The sequence below is a fragment of the Cedecea selenatireducens genome (genome assembly GCF_042138895.1).
Lineage (GTDB): Bacteria > Pseudomonadota > Gammaproteobacteria > Enterobacterales > Enterobacteriaceae > Cedecea > Cedecea selenatireducens.
In genome coordinates, this window is sequence record NZ_JBHIKW010000005.1 from 190,096 (window position 1) to 215,151 (window position 25,056).

Annotated in this window: 25 protein-coding genes and 1 riboswitch; of the genes, 14 read left to right on the forward strand and 11 right to left on the reverse strand. The window is 53.7% G+C overall.

Annotated elements, in window-relative coordinates; genetic code table 11:
• Positions 1–39: 39 nt before the first annotated feature.
• Positions 40–1,221 carry a purine ribonucleoside efflux pump NepI gene (gene nepI / locus ACE38U_RS10570; protein ID WP_038478770.1) on the reverse strand — a complete coding sequence of 394 codons (1,182 nt, stop codon included), beginning with the start codon at positions 1,219–1,221 and terminating at the stop codon, positions 40–42.
• A gap of 589 nt (positions 1,222–1,810) precedes the next feature.
• Here nepI and fimA point away from each other — a divergent pair.
• The 6 genes from fimA to sfmF all read left to right on the forward strand — a co-directional run bounded on the left by fimA (position 1,811) and on the right by sfmF (position 7,919).
• A complete protein-coding gene (gene fimA, locus ACE38U_RS10575; RefSeq protein WP_038478773.1) occupies positions 1,811–2,365 on the forward strand; it encodes a type 1 fimbrial major subunit FimA in 555 nt (184 codons plus the stop codon).
• 78 nt (positions 2,366–2,443) lie between these two features.
• Complete coding sequence (fimI, locus tag ACE38U_RS10580; protein WP_375529771.1) at positions 2,444–2,989, forward strand: type 1 fimbrial protein subunit FimI; 546 nt, start codon at positions 2,444–2,446, stop codon at positions 2,987–2,989.
• Positions 2,990–3,033: 44 nt separating this feature from the next.
• Positions 3,034–3,729 (forward strand): type 1 fimbria chaperone FimC, encoded by a 696-nt coding sequence (fimC, locus tag ACE38U_RS10585; protein WP_375529772.1) that lies wholly within the window; start codon positions 3,034–3,036, stop codon positions 3,727–3,729.
• Positions 3,730–3,760: 31 nt separating this feature from the next.
• A complete protein-coding gene (locus tag ACE38U_RS10590) occupies positions 3,761–6,355 on the forward strand; it encodes a fimbrial biogenesis usher protein (RefSeq protein ID WP_375529717.1) in 2,595 nt (864 codons plus the stop codon).
• Between the two features lie 27 nt (positions 6,356–6,382).
• Positions 6,383–7,387 (forward strand): type 1 fimbria D-mannose specific adhesin FimH, encoded by a 1,005-nt coding sequence (fimH, locus tag ACE38U_RS10595; RefSeq protein WP_038478779.1) that lies wholly within the window; start codon positions 6,383–6,385, stop codon positions 7,385–7,387.
• Positions 7,388–7,397: 10 nt separating this feature from the next.
• Positions 7,398–7,919 carry a fimbria assembly protein gene (sfmF, locus tag ACE38U_RS10600; RefSeq protein WP_375529718.1) on the forward strand — a complete coding sequence of 174 codons (522 nt, stop codon included), beginning with the start codon at positions 7,398–7,400 and terminating at the stop codon, positions 7,917–7,919.
• A 75-nt stretch (positions 7,920–7,994) separates the two neighbouring features.
• On the opposite strand, the gene fimZ is transcribed toward sfmF, so the two are convergent.
• The 4 genes from fimZ to fimW all read right to left on the reverse strand — a co-directional run bounded on the left by fimZ (position 7,995) and on the right by fimW (position 11,503).
• Positions 7,995–8,627 carry a fimbria biosynthesis transcriptional regulator FimZ gene (gene fimZ, locus ACE38U_RS10605; RefSeq protein WP_038478785.1) on the reverse strand — a complete coding sequence of 211 codons (633 nt, stop codon included), beginning with the start codon at positions 8,625–8,627 and terminating at the stop codon, positions 7,995–7,997.
• Positions 8,628–9,191: 564 nt separating this feature from the next.
• A complete protein-coding gene (locus ACE38U_RS10610) occupies positions 9,192–9,932 on the reverse strand; it encodes a hypothetical protein (RefSeq protein WP_038478788.1) in 741 nt (246 codons plus the stop codon).
• A gap of 8 nt (positions 9,933–9,940) precedes the next feature.
• A complete protein-coding gene (locus ACE38U_RS10615) occupies positions 9,941–10,648 on the reverse strand; it encodes an EAL domain-containing protein (protein WP_038478791.1) in 708 nt (235 codons plus the stop codon).
• A 252-nt stretch (positions 10,649–10,900) separates the two neighbouring features.
• On the reverse strand, positions 10,901–11,503 hold the full coding sequence (gene fimW / locus ACE38U_RS10620; RefSeq protein ID WP_038478794.1) for a fimbria biosynthesis transcriptional regulator FimW: 603 nt from the start codon (positions 11,501–11,503) through the stop codon (positions 10,901–10,903).
• Positions 11,504–11,716: 213 nt separating this feature from the next.
• Here fimW and tsr point away from each other — a divergent pair, with 213 nt between their 5' ends.
• On the forward strand, positions 11,717–13,381 hold the full coding sequence (gene tsr, locus ACE38U_RS10625; RefSeq protein ID WP_375529719.1) for a methyl-accepting chemotaxis protein: 1,665 nt from the start codon (positions 11,717–11,719) through the stop codon (positions 13,379–13,381).
• A 43-nt stretch (positions 13,382–13,424) separates the two neighbouring features.
• Here the strand turns inward: tsr and ACE38U_RS10630 are convergent, their stop codons facing one another.
• Both ACE38U_RS10630 and ubiK read right to left on the reverse strand, forming a co-directional pair.
• The gene (locus tag ACE38U_RS10630) at positions 13,425–14,009 is read right to left on the reverse strand and encodes a hypothetical protein (RefSeq protein ID WP_038478800.1); all 585 of its coding nucleotides are present in this window, start codon (positions 14,007–14,009) and stop codon (positions 13,425–13,427) included.
• Between the two features lie 114 nt (positions 14,010–14,123).
• A complete protein-coding gene (gene ubiK / locus ACE38U_RS10635; RefSeq protein ID WP_045783999.1) occupies positions 14,124–14,384 on the reverse strand; it encodes a ubiquinone biosynthesis accessory factor UbiK in 261 nt (86 codons plus the stop codon).
• Between the two features lie 122 nt (positions 14,385–14,506).
• A riboswitch (FMN riboswitch) is annotated at positions 14,507–14,655 on the forward strand.
• A 93-nt stretch (positions 14,656–14,748) separates the two neighbouring features.
• Between ubiK and ribB the strand changes: the two genes are divergently transcribed.
• Both ribB and ygiD read left to right on the forward strand, forming a co-directional pair.
• Complete coding sequence (ribB, locus tag ACE38U_RS10640) at positions 14,749–15,402, forward strand: 3,4-dihydroxy-2-butanone-4-phosphate synthase (RefSeq protein ID WP_038478806.1); 654 nt, start codon at positions 14,749–14,751, stop codon at positions 15,400–15,402.
• Positions 15,403–15,579: 177 nt separating this feature from the next.
• Complete coding sequence (ygiD, locus tag ACE38U_RS10645) at positions 15,580–16,368, forward strand: 4,5-DOPA-extradiol-dioxygenase (protein WP_176981554.1); 789 nt, start codon at positions 15,580–15,582, stop codon at positions 16,366–16,368.
• Positions 16,369–16,403: 35 nt separating this feature from the next.
• On the opposite strand, the gene ACE38U_RS10650 is transcribed toward ygiD, so the two are convergent.
• The 3 genes from ACE38U_RS10650 to tolC all read right to left on the reverse strand — a co-directional run bounded on the left by ACE38U_RS10650 (position 16,404) and on the right by tolC (position 19,899).
• Positions 16,404–17,564 (reverse strand): glutathionylspermidine synthase family protein, encoded by a 1,161-nt coding sequence (locus tag ACE38U_RS10650; RefSeq protein WP_038478812.1) that lies wholly within the window; start codon positions 17,562–17,564, stop codon positions 16,404–16,406.
• A gap of 6 nt (positions 17,565–17,570) precedes the next feature.
• The gene (locus ACE38U_RS10655) at positions 17,571–18,245 is read right to left on the reverse strand and encodes a DUF1190 family protein (RefSeq protein WP_038478815.1); all 675 of its coding nucleotides are present in this window, start codon (positions 18,243–18,245) and stop codon (positions 17,571–17,573) included.
• A gap of 169 nt (positions 18,246–18,414) precedes the next feature.
• On the reverse strand, positions 18,415–19,899 hold the full coding sequence (gene tolC, locus ACE38U_RS10660) for an outer membrane channel protein TolC (protein ID WP_038478818.1): 1,485 nt from the start codon (positions 19,897–19,899) through the stop codon (positions 18,415–18,417).
• A 212-nt stretch (positions 19,900–20,111) separates the two neighbouring features.
• Here tolC and nudF point away from each other — a divergent pair, with 212 nt between their 5' ends.
• The 5 genes from nudF to parE all read left to right on the forward strand — a co-directional run bounded on the left by nudF (position 20,112) and on the right by parE (position 24,672).
• A complete protein-coding gene (gene nudF / locus ACE38U_RS10665) occupies positions 20,112–20,744 on the forward strand; it encodes an ADP-ribose diphosphatase (RefSeq protein WP_375529720.1) in 633 nt (210 codons plus the stop codon).
• 2 nt (positions 20,745–20,746) lie between these two features.
• Positions 20,747–21,172, forward strand: a complete 426-nt coding sequence (locus ACE38U_RS10670) for a DUF1249 family protein (RefSeq protein WP_038478824.1) — start codon at positions 20,747–20,749, stop codon at positions 21,170–21,172.
• A gap of 159 nt (positions 21,173–21,331) precedes the next feature.
• Positions 21,332–22,159 (forward strand): 3',5'-cyclic-AMP phosphodiesterase, encoded by an 828-nt coding sequence (gene cpdA, locus ACE38U_RS10675; RefSeq protein WP_176981555.1) that lies wholly within the window; start codon positions 21,332–21,334, stop codon positions 22,157–22,159.
• Entirely contained in the window at positions 22,159–22,734 is a 576-nt protein-coding gene (gene yqiA, locus ACE38U_RS10680) for an esterase YqiA (protein ID WP_375529721.1), read from the forward strand. Before cpdA ends, yqiA begins: the two co-directional genes overlap by 1 nt.
• 45 nt (positions 22,735–22,779) lie before the next feature.
• Complete coding sequence (gene parE, locus ACE38U_RS10685; RefSeq protein WP_038478833.1) at positions 22,780–24,672, forward strand: DNA topoisomerase IV subunit B; 1,893 nt, start codon at positions 22,780–22,782, stop codon at positions 24,670–24,672.
• Positions 24,673–24,737: 65 nt separating this feature from the next.
• On the opposite strand, the gene ACE38U_RS10690 is transcribed toward parE, so the two are convergent.
• Positions 24,738–25,055 (reverse strand): putative quinol monooxygenase, encoded by a 318-nt coding sequence (locus ACE38U_RS10690; protein ID WP_038478836.1) that lies wholly within the window; start codon positions 25,053–25,055, stop codon positions 24,738–24,740.
• Position 25,056 lies beyond the last annotated feature (1 nt).

The following is a 25,056-nucleotide window of genomic DNA, read 5'->3' on the forward strand; positions in this document are numbered from 1 at the left end:
AAAATAGCGCCTGATATCAGGCGCTATTTTTAGATTTTTTTAAGCCCGAACCTTCACCGCAACCAGCAGGGCCGTCAGCAGCATCAGGCTGCCGGATAGCATCAGCGGAGCCAGCAGGCCGAGGTTATCCAGCGCCAGGCCGCCCACCGCCGCGCCGCAGGTGTTGGCCAGCTGAATAACGGCCACCTGAATCGACCCGGCTTTTTCCGCCTGGTCCGCCAGCGAACGGGTGATCCACGTTGACCAGCCTACCGGCACCAGGGCAAAGGCCAGGCCCCAGACAACCGCAATCACCGAAGCCACCGTTTTATTCGTTCCCCACAGCACCAGCACCGCCGCGCTAACGGCGAGTATCAGCGGCGCGCAGGCCAGCGCCAGCTTTAACGAGCGTTTCAGAATAGGCGCGGAAAGCGAGGTGCCGACGAAACTTGCGATACCAAAGCTCAGCAGCACCAGCGTCAGGCCGTCAACGTCGAAGCCCGACATCGTCATGTAAACCGGGCGGATATAGGTAAAGAACGAGAACTGACCCGCAAACGCCATGAAGATGGCGAGCATGCCCGCCAGCACGCCCGGCCGCTTTAACAGGCCAAACATGTTTTGCTTCTGGTGCGCCGGTTCACCCGGCAGCGAAGGCAGCGCCTTCCAGACCCAAATAATACAGGCTACGCCCATCAGCGCCGCGGCGTTAAAGACGTTGCGCCAGCCTATTATTCCGCCGAGAAAGCTGCCCAGCGGGGCGGCAATCACTAACGCAATCGACACCGCGCCGAAGATAACCGACAGCGCCTTTGGCACCGTGCGGGCAGGAACGAGGCGCATGGTCAACGAAGCCGACATGGCCCAGAAGCCGCCAAGCGCCAGCCCGAGGCAGGCGCGGCCCAAAAGCAGCAGGGAGAAATTACCGGCAAATGAAACCAGCAGGCAGGAGGCGGTGAGCAGGACGGCAAAAAGCAGCACCACGCGGCGGCGATCGGTGGAGCCAATGAGGTTGGTGATAAACAGGCTGGCGAACATGGCCACAAACGCGGTGACGGTGACTGACTGCCCGGCAACGCCCTCGGAGATATTCAGTTCCTGTGCCATAGGGGTCAACAGGCTAACCGGCAAAAACTCAACGGTAATCAGGCAGGCGACGCAAAAAGCGATAGCAAATACTGCTGACCAATTGGGGCGGGTTATCGAGGTCGCCGGAATGGCGTGGGGAGCGGTCTCATTCATCCTGAAGTCCTGGGTAAGTTTTCGATGGCAAGCCCTCCAGTGTATCACCGCTTGCGCAACGACTTTAACGTTTTGGCAACTTTGCACGGTATTGCGCATTTGGCGTTCAAGATTCCCTTTCCTGTGTTAAACAAAAAATAAACAAATTTAACAATAAATATACAATATTCTCATGCCTGGAGGGACGCATAACCCCCTAAATAAACGAGGTTTTTGCTGCTTTATCCCCGTATTCCCGAAAGGTTGTCCTGGTGATTTCTTAGGCGTTATTAAGACCGGACTTACCTAACATAAAGAATTGGCATCTATTACTTAATTCAAATTTGGCTTAATTTAGCCCCACTTCGTCACCTGGTGCGAATATATATAAATTTTATTTTTGATTATTAAGGATGATTTCTTTACGGCCATGAAATAACGGGCCGGGGAATCGTTTGTCTTTAATTCTCATGAAAATACTGAGCATTCTAAGGAATTCCCACAGGATGTGGGAAATGCGTTATGCGGTCATTTAAGACCGATGATGATTCAAACGGCGTAATGAAGGATGCATTGCTCCGATGTGCGTTTTATATATGAAGGAATACCCATGAAATTAAGCAAAATCGCCTCTTCACTGATCGCCACCGTTGCTCTGGTAAGCGGCGCCGCTAACGCAGCAGATCCAGTTACCGTTAATGGCGGTACCGTGCATTTCCAGGGCGAGCTGGTTAACGCCGCTTGCGCAGTAAGCACTCAGTCCGACGGCCAGATCGTTAAGCTGGGCCAGTACCGTACCGCCGCTTTCACCAAAGTGGGCGATACCTCTTCCCAGATCCCATTCAACATCGTGCTGACCGATTGCGATAGCACCGTTGCGGCTACCGCTTCTGTGGCATTCACCGGCCAGACTGATGCAACCGATCCAACCCTGCTGGCGGTGAACTCAGGCGGTAACGCCACCACCGCGAAAGGCGTAGGTATCGAGATCCTGGATCGTGGTTCTAAGACGCTGTCTCCAAACGGGACCGTGTTCTCTACCGCTCAGACTCTGAACGACGGTGAGAACACCATTCCGTTCACCGCTCGCTATAAAGCTACTGCTGCTACCGCCACTGCCGGTGCTGCAAACGCGGACGCTACCTTCGTAATGAAATACGAATAATCAGCGACAGCTGATAGCACAAGGATGATTCAGCCTCAGGGACGAGGCTTGTCCGACGTGAGTCCAGAGAGGACGATGATGACAAGGAAAATCCTGCTCCTGGCTATTCTGGCAGCGGTGAATCCCGTTCAGGCAAAGCGCATTGTGGTTTTCCACGGCGGTGAAGTGCACATGCAGGGCGAGTTGGTCAACGGCGCCTGCGCCGTCGCGCCTGAAAGTCAGGAAATGACCGTGCAAATGGGTCAGTACCCAAGCAACGTTTTTAAAGATGTTGGCAGCTACGCGCCGCCCAGCATCCCTTTTACCCTTCGGCTGACGGACTGCCGCCCGGAGGTTTATGACCATGTTGGTATCGCGTTCCAGGGCTCAACCCCGGCGGAAGATCCTCAGGTATTTCTGGCTACATCCAGCGTAAGCGGCAATGACGCCAGCAGCGGGATTGGCCTGGCGTTATTTGACCAACAGCAGCAGTTGATTATTCCAAATAGCGAACCGGCTTCATATTCGCCAATAACCACGCAGGAAATGAGCTTTCATTTTACTGCGCGTTATCGTTCGGTCTCTAAGCACATGTCGCCCGGAAATATTCGCTCCGACGTCTGGTTCACGCTGGTTTATCCCTGAACCTCTGCTTCTCCATTCTGGCTATTTTGATGGTACCTGTCGTGATGAACAAATTATATAAAGCCGCTTCGGCGCTGATGCTCTCTTTAATGATTACCTCTCTTAATGCGCAGGCTGCGGGCGGTATTGCCCTGGGCGCCACGCGCGTTATTTACCCGGCCGATGCGAAACAAACGTCGCTGGCCATCACCAATAGCGATCCTAAAGAACGCTTTCTGGTGAACTCCTGGATTGAAAACGATCTGGGGCAGAAAGAGAAAAGCTTCGTGGTCACGCCGCCGCTGTTTGTCAGCGAGCCAAAAAGCGAGAACACGCTGCGTATTATCTATGCCGGACCGCAGCTGCCGAGCGACCGTGAGTCCATCTTCTGGATGAACGTTAAGGCGATTCCTTCGGTGGATAAAAACAGCGTTGAGGGCAAGAACGTCCTCCAACTGGCGGTTCTCTCCCGCATTAAGCTGTTTGTGCGTCCTAAAAACCTGCAGATGCAGCCCGAAGACGCCCTCAAGCAGATTCGTTTCGCCCGCAGCGGCCAGTACCTGAAAATCAGCAACCCTTCTCCTTACTATGTGTCGCTGGTCAACCTGAAGATGGGCAACGAGAAGCTGCCTAACACCATGGTGGCACCAAAAAATAGCGTGCAGGTTGCCGTGCCGTCTGGCGCTCAGGGCGCCGTGAGCTTCCAGAGCGTGAACGATTACGGCGCGGTGACGAAAGCACAAGCGGGTGTCATGCAGTAAAGCCGGGCTGGCAAAGGGAAGCAGGTAAATCATGAAGACATCAGTCTCGCGTAAGGTTTTTACGCTAGCGCCGCTGACGGCGACCATCCTGGCATCACTCTGGCCTGGACTCGCCGTCGCCGAGAGCTATTTCAACCCGGCATTCTTGTCGGACGATACCGCGGCTGTGGCGGATCTGTCTCGTTTCGAAAAAGGCAGCAGCCAGCCGCCGGGCGTCTACCGCGTGGACATCTGGCGTAACGATGAGTTTGTTGCCACCGAAGACGTGAACTTTGCTGCGGCGGATAAGAAACTGTCTGCTTCTGAAGCCGTGAAATCCGGCGGACTAACGCCTTGCCTGGACACCGAATGGCTCAAGCGCCTTGGGCTGAATATGCTCGCCTATCCCGAGCTGGCAAAATTTAAGCCCGGGGAGTGCGTGCCGGTGACGACGGCGGTGCCGGGAGCCGAGATTAGCTACGACTTTTCTCGCCTGCGCCTTGATATTAGCCTGCCTCAGGCTTCGCTTATCAACAGCGCCCGTGGTTACATTCCGCCGGATCAGTGGGATGAAGGGATCCCTGCCGCGCTGCTGAACTACACCTTTACCGGCAACCGTGGGACTTACAACGACAGCTATTATCTGAACCTGCAAAGCGGCCTGAATCTCGGCCCGTGGCGCCTGCGTAATAACGGGGCCTGGAACTACAGCAGCGGCGATGGCCGCCGTCAGAATCAGTGGCAGAACATCAGCACCACGCTGCAGCGCACGATTATTCCGCTGAAGGGTGAGCTGGTCATGGGCGACAGCAACACCGGCAGTGACGTGTTCGACAGCCTCGGATTCCGCGGCGCGCGCCTTTATTCTTCAGACAGCATGTACCCGGACAGCCTGCAGGGCTACGCGCCGACCGTGCGTGGGATTGCTCGCACCAACGCCAAGATCGTCATTCGTCAAAACAGCTATGTGATTTATCAGAGCTATGTCTCTCCGGGCGCGTTTGCCATTAGCGACCTTAACCCGACCTCTTCAAGCGGTGACCTTGAGGTGACGGTTGAGGAGAAAGACGGCACCCAGCAGAAATATACCGTGCCTTATTCCACCGTTCCGCTGCTGCAGCGTGAAGGGCGTTTTAAGTATGACGTGGTGATGGGCGACTTCCGCAGCGGGAATAACCAGCAGGATAAACCGTTCTTTACCCAGGGGACGCTGGTTGCCGGTCTGCCGAACGGCTATACCGCCTACGGCGGGACGCAGCTGGCTGAACGCTATACCGCAGTTGCGTTAGGTGCCGGTAAAAACCTTGGCGACTGGGGGGCTATCTCCCTTGATTTGACCCACGCACGCAGCAAGCTGGCGGATGACAGTGAGCATCAGGGGCAGTCCTTGCGCTTCCTGTATGCAAAATCCTTGAGCGACTATGGCACCAACTTCCAGCTGCTCGGCTACCGCTACTCCACGCGTGGTTTTTACACGCTGGATGACGTGGCCTACCGCAACATGGAAGGCTACCAGTATGAGTGGCAAAACAACGACAGCAATCGCCAGGAGCTGGTGGCGACCAGCTATCACAACCTGCGCTACAACAAAAAGGGCCGGTTTCAGGTCAACATTTCTCAGTCTCTGGGAGATTACGGCTCGGTCTATGTTTCCGGCAGCCAGCAAACCTACTGGGGAACCGATCAGGACAACACCTGGTATCAGCTGGGTTATTCCAGCGGCTGGCGCGGCATCAGCTATTCGCTTTCCTTGTCCTGGAGTAAATCCCTCGGTCTTTCGGACACCAACCGCATCATCGCGTTTAACCTTTCGGTTCCGTTTAGCACGCTGCTTGGCCACGGCTATTCGCGCGATACGGCGCTGGATCGTGCCTATGCCACGATGGCCACAAGCCGCAGCTCTGACGGCAAAAACAGCTGGCAAAGCGGGGTTGGCGGGACGCTGCTGGAAGGCCGTAACCTGAACTACAGCGTTACCCAGGGCCATACCAGCACTAACGGCTATTCCGGCAGCGCCACCGCCAACTGGCAGGCGACTTACGGCACGCTTGGCCTGGGCTACAACTATGACCGCAGCCAGCATGACTTCAACTGGCAGGCTTCCGGCGGCGTAGTGGGGCATGCGGACGGGGTGACCTTCAGCCAGCCGTTGGGCGACACCAACGTGCTGATCAAAGCGCCCGGTGCTTCCGGCGTCAGCATTGAAAACCAGACCGGCGTGAAAACGGACTGGCGCGGCTATGCCGTGATGCCGTATGCCACGGTTTACCGCTACAACCGCGTGGCGCTGGATACCAACACAATGGACAACCACACCGACATTGAAAATAACGTCAGCAGCGTGGTGCCGACCGAAGGCGCGCTGGTGCGAGCCGCTTTCGATGCCCGTATTGGCGTGCGCGCCATCATTACCGTTAAGCGCGGTGACCGCCCGGTGCCGTTCGGCTCAGTGGTGCGGGAGGTGCAAAGCGGCGTGACCAGCATGGCCGGCGACGACGGGCAAATCTACCTCAGCGGCCTGCCGTTGAAAGGTAACTTGTTGATCCAATGGGGCGACGGGAAGGGTTCCCAGTGTCGCGCCAACTACTCCCTGCCGGAGGAGAGCCTGAAGCAGGCTGTCGTCATGGCGACCGCCACCTGCTCATAGCGTGCGGAGAGATTCAGGAAGATGAAGATGAAACTGAACACTTTGATTACCGGCGGGCTGCTGCTGGCCTGCGCGGGGCCCGCTGCGGCGACGGTTTGCTCAAACGAGAAAGGCATTCCGACCGATATTGCTTATGATTTGTCTGACAAATTTAATAGTAGCAATAACAACGTCGGGCAGATTGTGACCCTGTCTGAAAAATCAGGTCTGATTGGCGTGAATGCGGTTTGCCCTAAGGGAACATCGGGGAATACCACCAAGCGTAGCTACGTGACAGATTTACCTATCCAGGAAGTAGTGGGTAGTTATAAGTATCTAAAAATAAATGATTATCTTAACGGCGCAATGAAAATCAACGACAGCTATGCCGGTGATTTTTATCCTCCGGTGAACTACATGCAGATGGGCTCTCACCCTAACGTGTCGAAGAATAAGCCTTTTGGGGTCACAGATTCGAAACTGGTATTTCGTCTTAAAGTTACCCGCCGTTTTATCAATATGGTGCCGATCCCACGCCAGACGATGTTCCGTGTCTACGTCACGACCACTACCGGCGATCCGTTAAGTACGGTGGTTTACACCATCAGCTATAGCGGCAAGGTTGAAGTGCCGCAGACCTGTGAAATCAACGCCGGCCAGGTGGTCGAGTTCGACTTTGGCAGCATTGGCGCATCGCTGTTCAGCCAGGCCGGGGCCGGTAATCGCCCGCAAAGCGTGACGCCGCAGAGCAAAACCGTCGGCATCAAATGCACCAATATTGACGCTCAGGCTTACCTTACGCTGCGTCTTGAAGCCGAAAAGGCCAGCGGCAATATGATGGTGTCCGATAACAGCGATCTCGGTTTTATCGTGGCCAACTCCAGCGGCACGCCGCTGACGCCAAACAACCTGGGCAGCAAGATTAATTTCCAGCTTGATGATACGGCGGCGGCAAGGGTGGGGATTCGCGCCTGGCCGGTGAGCGTCACGGGCGTTAAGCCGAAAGAAGGGCCATTCACCGCCCGCGGCTATCTGCGTGTTGATTTTGATTAAGGGGAAAAGGATGAAAAAATTATCCCTGGCCGCGCTGACTTTGTTTTCAGTGTTGTTGAATCCCATGGCCAAAGCGGCCTCTCCGCTGGGGGAGATCAACGTTGAGCTGCGTGGCAATATTGTGGATTACACCTGTGTCATTGAGACGGCGAGCGACAACAAGACCGTGAAACTGGGATCGTGGCCGACCAAACAGCTGCGCACCGCAGGCAGCACGACACAGGCCATGCCGTTCAACCTGAAGCTAACCGGCTGCCCGCCAGGCGGCGCTGCGTCGATAACCTTTACCGGAAAGGATACCGGCAGCGGGCTGCTGGCGCTGAACGCGGCCAGCACGGCGAAGAACGTGGCGATTGAACTTCTCAATGAGGATAAGACCCGGCTGTTGCTGAATAACGCCAGTAAAACGATGCAGGTGGATGCTAACGGTGACGTAACGATGAAGTTTTGGGCCAACTATATAGCGACGGCTGACAACGCAGATGCCGGGCTGGCCAATGCCGATGCGACGTTTCTGATTAACTACAACTAAAAGAATCCAGATGGTTCCAGAAAATAACCGGGAGGAGCGTTCCCGGTATTTCCGCTTCCAGCGCTCGATTGTCCCTTATAGCAGCTCGTGCACCTTGGCATAGTCAATCAGCTCGACAATTGAAGTGAGTCCAAGTTTAGAGAATATATTCGCTTTATGTGCGCTAATGGTTTTATTGCTAAGCAGGAGTTGCTCGGCAATCTCTTTATTTGATAGCCCATTTGCCAAATAGCGCAGCACGGTTACCTCACGGTTGGATAATGGCATGTCGTCCATCGTTCCCCGGCGAGATTTATGGCTGCTGATAAAATGCAGCGTCTCCGAAGGGAAAAAGGAGTAGCCCGACAGCAGCATTTCCACCGCGTTAAATATATCTTCCTGCTCCTTACGTTTGCTAACAAATCCGTTGGCACCCGCCTGAATCGCGCGCCCGGCGTAAAAAGACTCTGATTTTGATGACAGGAAAAGGATCTTGGTTTTTTCCTGTATTCCTTTGATTCTCTTGAGTAATGTGAAGCCGTCGGTGTTTGGGAGTTCAATATCAAGAATCACCAGGTCGACGGGATTCGCTCGCATATAGTCGATAACTTCCCGACCATCATCTGTTTTTAAAACAACATTAATATCTTTATTCTTCTGGAGCAGCACTTCTATCGACATTCTGACAATAGGGTGTTCGTCCATAATGATTACGGATGCCGGTTTCATTTTTTTTGCCTCGAGTGTTTGATAAAAACATCGCTTTGACACAGCGTCAATGGCAGCGAAAGTGATAAACAGTGAGTTGGCGGTTGCCGGTCTTTATGCGGGAACCTCCTTGTTTATATTAATACTTATCCCTTTTTAAATTCGTTATTCATGGCTGGAGAACGACTGCCTAAATAACTTCACATTTAAACGTTATAAATGCCCTGGCAAATATAAATATGTGATGAGGTGATTATACAGCGCAGTTCTTGTGGGAAAAGTCTGATGTTCCTGGGGTTAATCAGAGTCAATACGAAATGCTGCGTAATTGATCGTCATTTTTATAAATTGAATTAAGAAACCTTAATTTTGAGTTATGGTGGTTGAAAAGACTTTTTATTCTAGAAAAAATGACATTTAGTTCTGATTGTTGTTGATTTGTTTTGGATCAAAAAGTGCTGATTGGCGGCAGAGCGGAAAAATTGCTTCCAGGAATAGTTATAATTGTTATTGTTTTGTTTATTTTTAACCCACATCAAACATAAAAATTAAGTAAATTCCTAAAATATCTTACCGCTCAGTAGGTTAGTTCGAACGGCAATGCACACTACCTGCAACAGAAATTTCATTAAGCAGGTGCAGCAATTTACTGCGATTTTCAAGCGCCAGCCTGGCCAACAAAACGTTGAAGCGGTAAACGACGTGATGATAGGGTCTCTCCAGAAAAAGAGCGATAGATTTCAATGACTCCCCGCGGCTCAGCGCCAGCAAAATCATCCATTCTCTAATGGAAAAACGAGGCGTGCTGTAAAGCGCGACTAAATCGGGCGGGCTGTTGCTTAACGCCTGTTTCAGCCCCTCGGGGGATAGACGGCGTTCGACTATCTGGCAGTCGACGGCATAGCGAATAAATCGTGTAATCTCAGGCTTGCGCTGGGCGCTAAGCAGGGTTATCTGGTGCTGTGGCGTGGTGATAATTTGTTGGCGAATAGCTTTCAGGACTTCAAGCGTAGGTGTCTCCAGGCTGTCGAGGTCAATAATCAGACGTGGTACAGAAGAAAGGGTTTGGTGCGCGACGACGTCATCCAGTGAAGGGTAAACCGGAATGTTAAGGTGATGAAAAAGGCTGCCGGTGATTGCGCTACTGAGAAAGCCGTCGGCAGATACCAGGATGGCGTCGGGCTTCTTTGGTTTTTGTCCTCCGATTAATTGCTGCTGAAGATATTCAAGTCGATCGAAAAAAAGCGGCGCGGTGTAGTTGGCGGGGTTTAGAAAATAATCTGTCCGACTACGGCGGTGTTTATTTCGCCTGATAGCAGCGCACATAAGCCCCCTCACAACGGCAATGAATCGGTGAGTGACCAGCGTTTATGCGGCCATAAATAGCCTTGCCCGAGGTTGGCGCCGGATTGCCGGGCCAGCTCAAGATGAAGCGAGTCTTCGATACCTTCGATAACAATTTGAGGCGAAATATCCGCGCATTGTGCAACCAATTGCCGAAGCGCCCGGCGGTTATTGCAGAGGGCCCAGAATGCGTACTTGTCAATTTTTACTCCGCCGACATCAAAGGCGTAGCGATGGAAGCTTTCCATACAGCGGTCGGTAAGGTCATCAAGCCATACCGATATCCTTTCTTGCTGTAGTAGCTTAATTCGCTCACACAGGCAGCGCTGATGCTGCCGGGCGAGCGTGCCAAAAAGTGGGGCATCCTGTATCTCAATTGTTATCCACGATTCACAAACATCAAGCAGCCGCGCGAACAACCGATCGTCAATCAGCGCCTTAAGGGGAAGGTTAAGAAAGTATCTGCCAGATTTTTGCAGAGACTTTAGCAGGTCAACCTGATGGCAAAAGAGCGCCACGCTATCGGTAACCGGTAGTTTTGCAAAAAAAGCTTCAGGATCGCGCGACGGCGGTAACTGGCTGAGGACTTCGTGGCTAATCACCTGCCCGCTAAATAAATTAACAATCGGCTCCAGGCGGAGTCCGGATATATGTTGGTTAACAGATAATAAAATGTTATCGGCAGAAATATTTATCATTATTTTGTCGCTAATTGTGACAACTAGAACTGAATTGCTGAACGATCAGGGACCTGAGAGGAAGAGGCGGTGTGCATCCAGCTAATTTGGAGATTATTCTGAAGGTATTCTCTCAGTGCCTTGACGGGGTGAATACCGGGGATGACTTATTCCAGGTTGCGAAAATTCGCAACCCTGATATGTGAAGGGGTGATTTTTTTAATAATTAAGATTAATTCCCTGACGTAATAAGAAAAGACTTAATTAAATACTTCAGTCCAGCAGGAAAGGTAAATTGAGCTTGATATAATTCATGAGTTTATATTGGTTCTTGATATTAAGTTTTTTCATAATCGACAGTCGTTTATCCCGAGCGACATTTTCATCAATATGCATAATAAAGGCCGCATCGACCAGCGAGTAGCCACAGGCCATAAGCTTGAGCAATTCGCGTTCCTGCAGGTTGAAATGCCGGGTTGTGCAGTAGTGGCAAATAGACGTTGGGACCGGCAGGGTATTTTTTCTACGCCGCTCGGGATCAACCCAGGGCGCCAGTTTGAGCCTGACATCCTCGACCTCATCCTCCCGATAAATTGACGGCAGCATATACAGGCAAGGACGGAACATCAGGTTTTCCTGATCCTGCTTACGGCAGATGAGGATCACCCGCTGGTGGCGCGTCGTTTGCGGGATTTTGTAGCAGTTGGCGGTGGACCAGTTGTCATCGAGCGCGAAAAATACCAGGTCGGCGACGTCCTGGTGCGCCAACGGTAAGAAATGATAAGTCTCGCTAAACTGACGACAGAGCTGCTGGATAATAATTTTAATGCCATTTGCAAAATGGCTATTTCTTTCACAGATAGCAACGGTAAGCATGCCTTCCTCCGGGCTGGTTGACTATTAAAAAAATGATAGTGAAAAAAACTCGGATTATGAATGTGTTACGACTTAACCCCGCGGTAGTGGAGGATGAATTATTGCCAGGCCATTTCCTGGGAGTAGCAGAAAAAGCGGCAAAAAAACGCTTTGGGTAAAGTTTTCTGCTGTTACGCCGATGATTAAGACTTGTCTTACAGGGAATGAGAAGCAATGTTAAACCGTATCAAAATCGTTACAAGCTTACTGGTCGTCCTGGGGCTGTTTGGCATTTTGCAGATAGCTTCCGGCGGATTGTTCTTTAACGCGCTGAAGCAGGACAAAGAAAATTTCACCGTTTTACAAACTATTCGTCAGCAGCAGTCAACGCTAAACGGCAGCTGGGTTGCGCTGCTGCAGACCCGTAATACCCTGAATCGCGCGGGCATCCGCTATATGATGGATGCCAATAAAATTGGCAGCGGTTCGACCGTTGAAGAGCTGATGGCGATTGCCAGCACCTCGCTGAAACAGGCCGAGGTCGAGTGGGCGGCTTATGAAGCCCTGCCGCGTGACCCGCGCCAGAGCGATGCCGCCGCGCAGGAAATTAAGCGCAACTACGACATCTATCACGGCGCGCTGGCGGAGCTGATTCAGCTGCTTGGCGCGGGCAAAATTAATGAATTCTTCGATCAGCCGACTCAGGGGTATCAGGACGGTTTTGAGAAGCAATACGTTAACTACCTGCAGCAAAACGACCATCTGTATCAGGAAGCCGTAGACAGCAGCAACAGCTCTTACAGCATGGCTATCTGGATCCTGATTGGCGTGCTGATTGTCGTCCTGGTGGTGATTCTTGTGGTCTGGCAAGGGATCCGCACGACGCTTATTTCTCCGCTTAACCGCCTGATTGAAAGCATCCGCCATATTGCTGGCGGTGACCTGGTGCGCAAAATCGACGTTGAAGGCACCAACGAGATGGGGCAGTTGGCTGAGAATCTGCGCCATATGCAAAACGAGCTGGTTATCACCGTGGGCGAAGTGCGTAACGGCGCGAACGCGATTTATAGCGGCGCCAGCGAGATTTCTATCGGTAACAACGATCTCTCTTCTCGTACCGAGCAGCAGGCAGCTTCGCTTGAGGAAACTGCCGCGAGCATGGAACAGCTGACCGCCACGGTTAAGCAGAATGCTGAAAACGCTCGTCAGGCCAGCCAACTGGCGCTGAGCGCCTCTGAAACCGCCCAGCGTGGCGGAAAAGTCGTGGATAACGTGGTGCATACCATGAGCGAAATTGCCGGCAGCTCGCAGAAAATTGCCGACATTATTAGCGTGATTGACGGTATCGCCTTCCAGACCAATATTCTGGCGCTGAACGCCGCCGTTGAAGCCGCTCGTGCGGGTGAGCAGGGGCGTGGTTTTGCGGTTGTAGCCGGTGAGGTTCGCAACCTGGCGCAGCGCAGCGCCCAGGCCGCAAAAGAGATTAAAACCCTGATTGAAGACTCGGTCAGCAAAGTGGATACCGGCTCGACGCTGGTTGAAAGTGCCGGGGAAACAATGGGTGAGATCGTCAATGCGGTAACCCGCGTGACCGATATTATGGGGGAAATCGCTTCCGCGTCCGACGAGCAAAGCCGTGGTATCGATCAGGTTGGCTTAGCCGTTGCAGAAATGGATCGCGTGACTCAGCAAAACGCCGCGTTGGTGGAGGAGTCCGCAGCCGCAGCCGCAGCGCTGGAAGAGCAGGCCAGTCGCCTCACTCAATCCGTGTCCGTGTTCCGTATCGCTCAGGAGCGCCAGGCAAAAGCACAGTCCGCTGCGCCTAAGTCCGTCGCGACAACGCCTGCCCCGCGCAAAGCCGTTGCCGCCGCGTCTGACGATAACTGGGAAACCTTCTGATTTAATGACGTTAAGTAAACTACGGCGGCCTGTGCTGCCGTGGTTATTTATAAGCAAACTCGTAGTTCACAATGTAAGAGCCCAGTTTGTTCACCCTCGCCGTGACCCACACGGCATCCATGCCTTGTCTTCGTTCCACAAGTAATGCTGCTTTGCTGGTGCACAGTTCTTTCCATCTGTCCGTATGGGGATCTTTAATCCACAGTCCAGCCTCGCAGTGGCCGCTTTTGCCTCTGGCCGGGCCTGGAAACTCGACGTCATATTCGGAAAGGTAGCCGATGGTTTTGTCGGGGAAGAGATAAACATAAACATCCGCGCTGTTTAATACCAGGACGGTGAATACCGTAGAGTAGCCGAAAAACTTTTCACCTAAATATTTGAGCTTTTTTGTTGCGGGCAGGTGGCGCAGGGAGCCAAGCGTCAATATCAGGCCTATAGAGAACCCAAAGCCAAGGTAAATTCGGAGCTCAGGAAAGTCTTTTACCAAAACGGTGTAGTGCGAGATAGACATGGCCCAGAGCATGTACCACATTATTGCGGCAAAAAAAGACATGAAGACGGCTGTCACCATGAATTGTTTAGAAAAAATATAGCTAAGCAGCTTATTTATTTTGCTTTTGACGTCCATGTTCAGCGAGAACCCAATTTGTTGAGTTTAATGAGACGTTATTATTATCGGCCGTTTTGGTAGGTATTTGAATAGGCGATGTACCCCTCGCCAGGCAGGCGAGGGGCCGGGGTATTACTCTGCGTCTTTCGGGGCTTCGCGGTTTTCCAGCTCGGTCAGGCGTTGCTCCAGCAGAGCCAGCTTCTCGCGGGTGCGCAGCAGTACCTGAGTCTGGACGTCAAACTCTTCGCGGCTCACCAGGTCGAGGCGGGTTAGCTGAGACTGCAGCACCTGGCGTACTTTCTTCTCCACATCATCCCCGAACTCACGAATCCCTTTCGGCATTGACTCATGGACCTGACGGGCGATTTGTTCAATTTTTTTCGGGTCAATCATAGCGGCTTCCATTATCTGGCGGGTGATTGGGCTAATTGTAATGCCTGATTGCCAGGGGATAAACTGGAAATGTTGCCTGCGTAATCGTTGCCCACAAAAATGATTAGCGCTATAGTGAACCTGCTTATTCTCAGGGCGGGGCGAAACTCCCCACCGGCGGTAAATCAGCTTACGCTGAAAGCCCGCGAGCGCTTCAGGCTTGGCCTGAAGGTCAGCAGATCCGGTGTAATTCCGGGGCCGACGGTTAAAGTCCGGATGGGAGAGAGTAACGATCACGTCAGGCCTCGGCCTGCCCGCGTTATTTTTTTAGCTCCTAAGACTGCCCTGATTCTGGTAACCATAATTTTAATGAGGTTTTTTTACCATGAATCAGACGCTACTTTCTGCATTTGGCACCCCGACTGAGCGCGTTGAGCGTGCTCTTGATGCGCTTCGCGAAGGCCGTGGCGCCATGGTTCTCGACGACGAAAATCGTGAGAATGAAGGCGATATGATCTTCCCGGCTGAAACCATGACCGTTGAGCAAATGGCGCTGACCATTCGCCACGGCAGCGGTATTGTCTGCCTGTGCCTGACCGACGAACGCCGTAAACAGCTCGATCTGCCAATGATGGTCGAAAACAACACCAGCGCTTTTGGCACAGGCTTTACCGTGACCATTGAAGCCGCTCACGGTGTCACGACCGGCGTTTCTGCTGCTGACCGCCTGACCACCGTACGCGCGGCGATTGCCGACGGCGCGAAACCGAGCGATCTGCATCGCCCTGGTCACGTATTCCCGCTGCGCGCGCAGCCGGGCGGCGTGTTAACCCGCGGCGGCCACACCGAAGCGACTATCGACCTGGTTTCTCTGGCCGGTTTCAAACCTGCTGGCGTCCTGTGTGAGCTGACCAACGACGACGGCACCATGGCGCGTGCGCCGGAGTGCATGGAGTTCGCCCGCAAACACAATATGGCCGTTGTGACCATTGAAGATCTGGTGGAATACCGCCAGGCGCAAGCGCGCAAAGCCAGCTAAAAAATAAAGCCCGGTCAGCGCGATCGGGCTTTACTTCTCACCTCCGCCTCACCGTTTTCCGCTCGTTCAGACCTGTTCAAAATTTCTGATGATCATCATCATGCTTATCTGAGTTCTTCCCCCAAAAATTGGGCGTAATCTGTGTGCATTAAAGCTTAGCCATTTAAGGACACCCTCATGACAACCCAACGTATGCCCGCGCTGTTCCTTGGTCACGGTAGCCCGATGAACGTGCTGGAAGATAACCGCTATACCCGCGCCTGGGCGCAGCTTGGTGAAACGCTGCCGCGGCCAAAAGCGATTGTGGTGGTGTCGGCCCACTGGTTCACCCGGGGGACGGGCGTGACGGCGATGGAAGCTCCGAAAACGATTCACGACTTTGGCGGTTTTCCGCAGGCGCTGTATGACACGCATTACCCGGCCCCCGGCTCGCCTGAACTGGCGCAGCAGCTGGTCGAGTTACTAGCTCCGGTTCCGGTCGCGCTGGATAAAGAAGCCTGGGGCTTTGACCACGGTTCGTGGGGCGTGCTTATTAAAATGTACCCGAATGCGGATATCCCGATGGTGCAGTTGAGCATCGACAGCACCAAGCCTGCAGCCTGGCATCTGGAGATGGGCCGCAAACTGGCCACGCTGCGGGACCAGGGCATTATGCTGGTGGCGAGCGGTAACGTTGTGCACAACCTGCGCACAGCGCGCTGGCACGGTGAAAATACGCCATACCCGTGGGCCGAGTCGTTTAACGATTACGTGAAAACGAACCTGACATGGCAGGGGCCTGCCGGGCAGCATCCGCTGGTGAACTATCTCGACCACGAAGGTGGCTCACTGTCGAACCCGACGGCGGATCACTTCCTGCCGCTGCTTTATATTTTAGGCGCGTGGGACGGTAAAGAGCCGGTGACGATTCCGGTAGACGGAATAGAGATGGGATCGCTGAGCATGCTGTCGGTTGTTATTGGATAAACGAAAAAGCGCCCAATGGGCGCTTTTTTACTGCTTTACTCAACAAAAATATGCGGGTAGAAGCGTGAAAGATCCTGTGTGATAAGCTCGCGATCTTCGCGAATGCCGATCCCGGCTGGCCGATCGTTGATGAGCCAGCTGCCAATCAGCGTATAGCTGTCGCCGAATTTAGGCAGTTGATAGAACTGCTGAACTATCATGCCTTCTTCGCCGTACGGCCCGTCAACGCGCGCGATCTCCTGACCATTTTCGATGATCTTCACGTTGGCACCTTCGCGGGAGAAGATGGGCTTCACGACGTATTTTTCCATCGGCGGGAAGGTATCTTCGGCGAAGTAAGCCGGCAGCAGGTTAGGGTGATCCGGGAACATTTCCCACAGCATCGGCAGCAGGGCCTTGTTGGAGATAATGCTTTTCCACGCTGGCTCCAGCCAGCGTACGCCCGCATCTTCCAGCTTGGTGGAGAACATCTCGCGCAGCATGTGCTCCCATGGGTAGAGCTTGAACAGGTTGCTGATAACCTGATCCTGCAGATCGGTAAACTGCCCTTTCTCTCCAAGACCAATTTCCTCAATAAAGAGGAATTCGCTGGCGACGTCTGATTCAGTGGCGCAGTCCTGCAGATATTGCACCGTCCCGCGATCTTCTACCGTGTCCTGGCAGCAGGCGAAATGCAGCAGGTTAAAGCCGTGCTGCTGTTTTAGCTCTGCGAAGCGTTCAATCAGTTTTTCCTGCAGGCTGTTGAACTGGTCTGCGCCTTCGGGCAGGTTGCCCGCCGCGACCTGATCTTCAAGCCAAATCCACTGGAAGAACGCCGCTTCGTACAGTGACGTTGGCGTATCGGCGTTGTTTTCAAGCAGCTTGGGTTCACCCACGCCGTCCCACGCCAGGTCCAGGCGTGAATAAAGGGACGGCTGCTGGCTGCGCCATGACTGACGCACGAACTCCCAGGTGTGTTTCGGAATGCGGAAGCGGGCCATCAGCTCGTCGCTGGCAACCACCTTTTCCACGACCTGAAGGCACATCTGATGCAGCTCGGCGGTAACGTCTTCCAGGCGTTCAACCTGCGCCAGCGTCAGCTTGTAATAGGCATCTTCACACCAGTACGGCTCGCCGTACATGGTGTGGAAGTTAAAGCCGTATTCCGTGGCCTTTTCGCGCCAGTCAGGGCGCTCGACAATAGAAACTCTTTCCATGATTTATCAGCCGCCCATCGAACGGCTGGTGCCGGAGGCGCTGCTGCGCTGCATGGTGGACTGTTTGGCTACTGATTCGCCAAAGCCGCCGCGAGTGACCGTAGAGGTTGTGGCTGGTTTTGGTGCCATAGCGGTTTTTGGTACGGTGGTGGTGCGGCCTGGCGTGGCTGCGCCGTAGCTCTTGCCGCTGGCATCGGCGTATTTACCGTAAGCCGGGCTGGCCGGATTTTTCGAGCTGAACAGCGGCTGTTGAGCAAAGCCCGCGCCGCCGCCCATCAGGCGACCCATCATGTAGCCCGCCATCAGCGGCATCCAGAAGCTGCCGCTTTGCTGCGGTTGAGCCTGAGCCTGGCTTTCGCCGGCAAGGCTTGCCTGAGCTGGCGCCTGCTGGCACTGACCTTCGCCAAACTCGGCGACACAGGCTTCACGTGAGGCGTACTTCGGCGCGGTGCGCTCGGCTTCTTTCAGCGCATTGTTATAGGCGGTGGTACATTCCGCGCTTTTGCTCGGGTTTGCCTGCGAGCAGTCATCCGCGTTTTGATACATGGAGACGGTTTCGTCGCTTTGTTCACAGCCAGCCAGCATAAAGACGGCGGTGACGGCCAACGCCACCGGCGTTAAATGGCGAGCGTTCCAGCTTTTGCGGAACGATGAATGATTTATATTTTTTGTCCGTTTCATTTAATCAGTCCTGAGCCCAGTAGGTTTGGTGCTAAGGATAGGGGATGAGCGGTTGAAATTGAAGCGATGTCGGCCTGTTGGCAGGGGATCTTTACGTTGCCTTACGTTTAAACGTGAGGCGAAAAAAAAGGGGCGTGTTTTCACGCCCCTGATAATGATGTTTTCGCGATTAATTGCCGAATGGGTTGGCTTTTTTACCGCTGGTGGCCGCTGCCGGAGTGGCATGAGCCGGTTTAGTCGATGCGGAGGCGGCGGTTGTGTTGTAGCCGTCGGCCCGGGCATCCTGATCTGGCGTTTCTGGCGCCACGCTGTCAGCCGCCGTAGAAACCGGCTTGCCGAGGGCGCTGTTCAGAACCTGCAGATCCTGCTCGTTCAACGTACCCAGCGCTGACTTTATATTCAGCTGGTTAATCAGATAGTTATAACGTGCGCTGGAAAGCTGTTGCTTCGCGTTGTACAGCGTGGTGGTAGCATCCAGGACGTCAACGATGGTACGAGTCCCGACGGAGTAACCGGCTTCCATGGCATCCAATGAGCTTTGCGCAGACACAACGGCCTGTTTGTAGGCGTTGATGGTGCTGATGGAGGCATTCACGTTGTTAAAGGAAGAACGTACGGTCTGGACTACGCTGCGGTGCGCGCTTTCCAACTGCTCGCTGGCACCCACGAAGTTGTACTGAGCCTGTTTAACCTGAGAGTTAACCTGGCCACCCTGATAAAGCGGCAGGGAGAAGCTCAGGCCCACTTTGTTTTGGCCATCGTAGCTATTGCCGTAACGAGTTTGATCGCTGGTTTTAGAGCCGTTATAGCTGGTGTTAGATACACCGGTGGAGGCAGTCAGGCTCAGCGTTGGCAGGTGGCCATCTTCTGCCAGACGAATCTGCTCGCGAGCCAGGTCCTGGCTCAGGCGAGCCTGCAGCAGGCTGAGGTTGCGCTTTTCGGCTTCTTTCAGCAGGCTGTTTACCGCATCTGGCTTGGTGGTTTTGAAACCATCAACGTTCAGAGACGCGAGGTTCAGATAGTCGTTACCGGTGACCTGACGCAGAGACTCCACCGCATTATCCAGGTTATTACGGGCGGTGACTTCATTCGCCAGCACGGTGTCGTACTGCGCACGGGCGTTCTGCACGTCGGTAATAGCAACCAGGCCTACGTTAAAGCGCTGAGTGGTTTGATCCAACTGGCGATAAATAGCCTGTTTCTGCGCTTCGGTGTAGGAGAGTGCATCAATCGCGCTCAGCACGTTAAAATAGGCCGTCGCGGTATTCAGGATCAGCGCCTGCTGGTCTGTCTGGAAGCTGACGTCCTGAATGCCTGCGGTTTTTTCCTGCAGGCTCAGTGCACGCCATTTTGACATATCAAAAATGGTTTGCGTCAGCTGTAACGTTGCGCTGGTCGCGTTGGAGTTAACGCCGTTAGAGTCGCGGTAGCCGCTGCCGTAGCCATAATCTGCACCCAGACCCAGCTGTGGCAGTAATGGGCTGCGTGTTTCATTAATTTTTTCGAATGCGGCGTCACGGTCAGCAGCGGATTTACGCAGATCCGGGTTGCTGGTGCGGGCCTGTTGGTAAACCTGCAGCAGATTCTCTGCCTGGCTCATAGCGCTGAAACCTGCCAGGCTCAGACCGATAAGAATGGGGAGCAATTTCTTCATTTGCATTCCTTGTTGTGAAGCAGAATTATTTTGTTTAACGCCGACAGGAGTCAAATATGATCGCCAATTCTACAGATTCCGTCAGCCGGGCAGGTTGGCGTAAAGTGCCATCTACCTTAATTTTCACCAATCTACCACATCAAAATTGAAAGGGCAGTTGTGCGGGGTTGAAATCGCCCGGCCAGCGCCCATTTGCCATCAGGACATCATCTATGAACAAGTCAGTAAAGCAAGTGGCTACTTTCGCCAAAAAGGATGTAGAAATTATTGCACGTGAAACGCTTTATCGTGGCTTTTTTTCACTCGATCTTTATCGCTTTCGCCATCGCTTGTTTAACGGCGAAATGAGCGGTGAAGTGAGGCGTGAAATTTTTGAGCGCGGTCACGCTGCGGTGCTGCTACCCTATGACCCTGTGCGTGATGAAGTCGTGCTGGTAGAGCAGATTCGTATCGCCGCCTGGGACTCCAGCGAAACGCCGTGGCTGCTGGAAATGGTCGCCGGCATGATTGAAGAGGGCGAGAGCGTAGAAGATGTTGCGCGCCGTGAAGCAGTAGAAGAAGCAGGCCTGGTCGTTGGCCGCACCAAACCGGTACTGAGCTATTTGGCCAGCCCCGGCGGCACCAGCGAAAGGCTGTCTATCTTAGTAGGCGAAGTGGACGCCACTAAGGCCAAAGGTATTCATGGCCTGGTGGAAGAAAACGAAGATATTCGTGTTCATGTGGTCAGCCGGGAGCAGGCTTACCAGTGTGTTGAAGAGGGGAGCATCGACAACGCGGCGTCGGTCATCGCTTTGCAATGGCTGCAGCTGCATTATGAGCAACTAAGAAAAGAGTGGAATCACTGATTATGAAGCGCTATACCCCTGACTTCCCTGAAATGATGCGTTTGTGCGAAACCAACTTCGCGCAGCTGCGCCGCCTGCTGCCGCAAAATGATGCGCCAGGCGAAACGGTAACATATCAGGTTAATAGCGCCAGATATCGATTAACTATTTCAGAATCAACGCGTTATACAACCCTTGTGGAAATAGAACAAACGCTGCCCGCCGTGAGTTACTGGAGCCTGCCGTCGATGTCGGTCAGGCTGTATCACGATGCGATGGTCGCGGAAGTGTGTTCAAGCCAGCAGATCTTTCGCTTCAAAGCACGTTATGATTATCCGAATAAAAAGTTGCATCAACGCGACGAAAAGCATCAAATTAACCAGTTTCTTGCCGATTGGCTGCGCTACTGTTTAGCGCATGGAGCAATGGCGGTTCCGGTTTATACCTAGTTTTTTAGGGACGAGGACGGCTAACGGCACTACGCCCTGAATAATGGATGGTATTAATACCCTGAATGAACCGAGCTGCGGCCTGGATATCAGCAGCTTAAGTGCGGTGGGTAGTAAGTATGGTGGGGAGTAAGTGTGCGTGAAACCTAAGGACACCATTTGGAAAGCCTGTTAACCCTTCCTGTGGCCGATGGGGGCCGAATCAGGATATTGCAAATAACCGATACCCATCTGTTCGCTGGGAAGAACGAAACGCTGCTCGGTATTAATACCTGGAAGAGCTATCAGGCAGTGCTGGCCGCTATCCACGCCGAACAGCGTACCTGTGACTTGCTGGTGGCAACCGGCGATTTGGCTCAGGATCACAGCGTGGAGGCTTATCAGCATTTTGCTGAAGGGATCTCCAGTATTGCTGCGCCCTGCGTTTGGCTCCCGGGCAATCATGATTTCCAGCCGGCGATGTTTGGCGCCCTGCAGGAAGCCGGCATTTCACCGGCAAAGCGGGTCTATATCGGCGACCACTGGCAAATTTTGCTGCTGGACAGTCAGGTCTTCGGCGTTCCTCACGGTGAACTAAGCGACTATCAGCTGGAATGGCTGGAGCGACAGCTGGCCGCTGCGCCGGAACGCCACACGTTACTTCTGCTGCACCATCATCCTCTGCCTGCTGGTTGTAGCTGGCTGGATCAGCATAGCCTGCGTAACGCTGCGGCATTGGATGCGGTACTCAGGCCCTGGCCGCAGGTGAAAACCCTGCTCTGCGGGCATATTCATCAGGAACTGGATCTCGACTGGAACGGCCGCAGAATGCTGGCGACGCCTTCGACATGCGTCCAGTTCAAACCGCACTGCGCTAACTTTACGCTCGATACCATTGAACCCGGCTGGCGCTGGCTCGATCTGTATCCTGATGGCAGCCTGACTACCGAAGTTTGTCGACTGCAAACCGGTAAATTCAGCCCTGACACGGCTTCTGAGGGTTATTAATGCCGGCGTTACTTTATCTGCACGGGTTTAATAGCTCGCCTGCTTCCGCGAAGGCTACCCACTTTAAGGCGTGGCTGACGCAGCATCATCCCGAAATAGAAATGATTGTGCCACAGCTGCCACCGTACCCGGCGGATGCCTCCGAGCTGCTGGAGTCGCTGGTGCTTGAACGCGGCGGTGAGCCGCTGGGCATCGTTGGTTCCTCGTTGGGCGGCTATTACGCAACCTGGCTTTCGCAGTGCTTCACGCTGCCTGCGGTGGTGGTCAACCCGGCCGTCCGCCCCTTTGAGCTGTTGGTGGATTATCTCGGCAAGAACGAGAACCCCTACACCGGGCAGCAATATGTGCTAGAGTCACGCCATATTTACGATCTGAAAGTCATGCAGATTGACCCGTTGGAAGCGCCAGATTTGATTTGGCTGCTGCAACAAACGGGCGATGAGGTGCTTGATTACCGCCAGGCCGTTGCGTACTACGCGCTTTGCCGCCAGACGGTGAAACCCGGAGGCAATCACGCTTTTACGGGCTTCGAAGATTATTTCACACAGATTGTCGACTTCCTCGGCTTACGCTGAGGCCAGACGGCCGATTTCCTGTTTCGCTATCTGAATGAATAAACCATGACGCAATCCTATAATGCCGATGATATAGAGGTGCTCACCGGGCTTGAGCCAGTTCGCCGCCGCCCGGGGATGTACACCGACACCACTCGTCCTAACCATTTAGGGCAGGAAGTCATTGATAACAGCGTGGATGAAGCGCTGGCGGGTCACGCCAAACGCGTGGACGTCATCCTGCATGCCGATCAGTCTCTGGAAGTCATTGACGACGGGCGAGGGATGCCTGTTGATATCCATTCTGAAGAGAAGGTTCCGGCCATTGAGCTGATCCTTTGTCGCCTGCACGCAGGCGGTAAATTCTCCAATAAAAACTACCAGTTTTCCGGCGGCCTTCACGGCGTAGGGATTTCCGTGGTTAACGCCCTTTCCAAACGCGTTGAAGTGACCGTCCGCCGTGACGCTCAGGTATACAGCATCGCTTTTGAAAACGGCGATAAAGTGCAGGATCTGGAAGTGATTGGCACCTGCGGTAAGCGTAATACCGGCACCAGCGTTCACTTCTGGCCGGATGAAAGCTTCTTCGATAGCCCGCGTTTTTCCGTTTCACGCCTCAGCCACCTGCTGAAAGCGAAGGCCGTGCTGTGCCCTGGGGTAGAAATTACCTTTACCGATAAAGTGAATAACACCGAGCAGCGCTGGTGCTATCTGGATGGCCTGAACGATTACCTGTGCGAAGCGGTGAATGGCCTGATAACGCTGCCGGAAGCGCCATTTATCGGCAATTTCTCTGGCGATACCGAAGCGGTTGACTGGGCGCTGCTCTGGCTGCCGGAAGGCGGCGAGCTGCTGACGGAAAGCTACGTCAACCTGATCCCAACCATGCAGGGCGGGACGCATGTCAATGGCCTGCGTCAGGGCCTGCTCGACGCGATGCGGGAGTTCTGCGAATACCGCAATATTCTGCCGCGTGGCGTGAAGCTTTCTGCGGAAGATATCTGGGAGCGCTGCGCCTACGTGCTGTCGGTCAAAATGCAGGATCCTCAGTTTGCCGGTCAGACCAAAGAACGTCTGTCTTCGCGCCAGTGTGCGGCTTTTGTCTCTGGCGTAGTGAAAGATGCCTTCAGCCTGTGGCTGAACCAGAACGTGCAAGCGGCGGAACAGCTGGCCGAGCTGGCTATTTCCAGCGCCCAGAGGCGTATGCGCGCGGCGAAAAAAGTTGTGCGTAAGAAGCTGACCAGCGGCCCGGCGTTACCTGGCAAGCTGGCGGACTGTAGCGCGCAGGATTTAACCCGCACCGAACTTTTCCTGGTGGAAGGGGACTCGGCGGGAGGCTCTGCGAAGCAGGCTCGCGACCGTGAGTATCAGGCGATCATGCCGCTGAAAGGTAAGATCCTGAACACATGGGAAGTTTCCTCTGACGAAGTGCTGGCCTCGCAGGAAGTTCACGACATCTCCGTGGCGATCGGTATCGATCCTGACAGCGAAGATCTGAGCCAGCTGCGCTACGGCAAAGTTTGTATTCTTGCGGATGCGGACTCCGACGGTCTGCACATTGCCACGCTGCTGTGCGCGCTCTTTGTACGCCACTTCCGGTCGTTAGTGAAAGGCGGTCACGTTTATGTGGCAATGCCGCCGCTCTACCGCATCGATTTGGGTAAAGAGGTTTATTACGCGCTGGACGAAGAAGAAAAAGCGGGCGTGCTGGAACAGCTTAAGCGTAAGAAAGGGAAGCCAAACGTGCAGCGCTTTAAAGGCCTGGGCGAGATGAACCCGCTTCAGCTGCGCGAAACCACGCTTGATCCTAATACCCGCCGTCTTGTTCAACTGACCATCAGCGATGAAGACGATCAGCGCACCCTGGCGACTATGGATATGCTGCTTGCCAAGAAACGTTCAGAAGACCGTCGTAACTGGCTGCAAGAAAAAGGCGACATGGCCGATATCGAGGGTTAAAAACCTTTATCCAAAACGTAAAAGGGATGGCCATAGCCATCCCTTTTTGCATTCCAGCCAGCCGGTTATTTCACGGCTTCTTCGAGAATGCGGATATGTACTTCCAGCACGTCTTCTTTCACGCGAGCGCTATGCTCTTTCATGTGCGTAGTCTGAAGATGGGCTTCCAGATGAGCAACGCTTTCCCATTTTTCCAGCATGAAGATGGAATCCGGGGCGGTGGTCTGGAATGCGACCTGGGCGTTGTGATCGACCAGCGGCGCGTAGCCGTGGCAGCCGTCTTCTTGCAGTACGGTTGGAATAATCTTCTCAAATGCCGCAATCACAGCCTGGCGGTGGTGTGAACCGGGACGTGTGCGAATTTCTGCAATCACTGTCAGCATG

Coding starts and splice junctions, on each gene's coding strand:
- nepI (WP_038478770.1), bottom strand. CDS start 1,221: ATGAATGAGACCGCTCCCCACGCCATTCCGGCGACCTCGATAACCCGC.
- fimA (WP_038478773.1), top strand. CDS start 1,811: ATGAAATTAAGCAAAATCGCCTCTTCACTGATCGCCACCGTTGCTCTG.
- fimI (WP_375529771.1), top strand. CDS start 2,444: ATGACAAGGAAAATCCTGCTCCTGGCTATTCTGGCAGCGGTGAATCCC.
- fimC (WP_375529772.1), top strand. CDS start 3,034: ATGAACAAATTATATAAAGCCGCTTCGGCGCTGATGCTCTCTTTAATG.
- ACE38U_RS10590 (WP_375529717.1), top strand. CDS start 3,761: ATGAAGACATCAGTCTCGCGTAAGGTTTTTACGCTAGCGCCGCTGACG.
- fimH (WP_038478779.1), top strand. CDS start 6,383: ATGAAACTGAACACTTTGATTACCGGCGGGCTGCTGCTGGCCTGCGCG.
- sfmF (WP_375529718.1), top strand. CDS start 7,398: ATGAAAAAATTATCCCTGGCCGCGCTGACTTTGTTTTCAGTGTTGTTG.
- fimZ (WP_038478785.1), bottom strand. CDS start 8,627: ATGAAACCGGCATCCGTAATCATTATGGACGAACACCCTATTGTCAGA.
- ACE38U_RS10610 (WP_038478788.1), bottom strand. CDS start 9,932: ATGTGCGCTGCTATCAGGCGAAATAAACACCGCCGTAGTCGGACAGAT.
- ACE38U_RS10615 (WP_038478791.1), bottom strand. CDS start 10,648: ATGATAAATATTTCTGCCGATAACATTTTATTATCTGTTAACCAACAT.
- fimW (WP_038478794.1), bottom strand. CDS start 11,503: ATGCTTACCGTTGCTATCTGTGAAAGAAATAGCCATTTTGCAAATGGC.
- tsr (WP_375529719.1), top strand. CDS start 11,717: ATGTTAAACCGTATCAAAATCGTTACAAGCTTACTGGTCGTCCTGGGG.
- ACE38U_RS10630 (WP_038478800.1), bottom strand. CDS start 14,009: ATGGACGTCAAAAGCAAAATAAATAAGCTGCTTAGCTATATTTTTTCT.
- ubiK (WP_045783999.1), bottom strand. CDS start 14,384: ATGATTGACCCGAAAAAAATTGAACAAATCGCCCGTCAGGTCCATGAG.
- ribB (WP_038478806.1), top strand. CDS start 14,749: ATGAATCAGACGCTACTTTCTGCATTTGGCACCCCGACTGAGCGCGTT.
- ygiD (WP_176981554.1), top strand. CDS start 15,580: ATGACAACCCAACGTATGCCCGCGCTGTTCCTTGGTCACGGTAGCCCG.
- ACE38U_RS10650 (WP_038478812.1), bottom strand. CDS start 17,564: ATGGAAAGAGTTTCTATTGTCGAGCGCCCTGACTGGCGCGAAAAGGCC.
- ACE38U_RS10655 (WP_038478815.1), bottom strand. CDS start 18,245: ATGAAACGGACAAAAAATATAAATCATTCATCGTTCCGCAAAAGCTGG.
- tolC (WP_038478818.1), bottom strand. CDS start 19,899: ATGAAGAAATTGCTCCCCATTCTTATCGGTCTGAGCCTGGCAGGTTTC.
- nudF (WP_375529720.1), top strand. CDS start 20,112: ATGAACAAGTCAGTAAAGCAAGTGGCTACTTTCGCCAAAAAGGATGTA.
- ACE38U_RS10670 (WP_038478824.1), top strand. CDS start 20,747: ATGAAGCGCTATACCCCTGACTTCCCTGAAATGATGCGTTTGTGCGAA.
- yqiA (WP_375529721.1), top strand. CDS start 22,159: ATGCCGGCGTTACTTTATCTGCACGGGTTTAATAGCTCGCCTGCTTCC.
- parE (WP_038478833.1), top strand. CDS start 22,780: ATGACGCAATCCTATAATGCCGATGATATAGAGGTGCTCACCGGGCTT.
- ACE38U_RS10690 (WP_038478836.1), bottom strand. CDS start 25,055: ATGCTGACAGTGATTGCAGAAATTCGCACACGTCCCGGTTCACACCAC.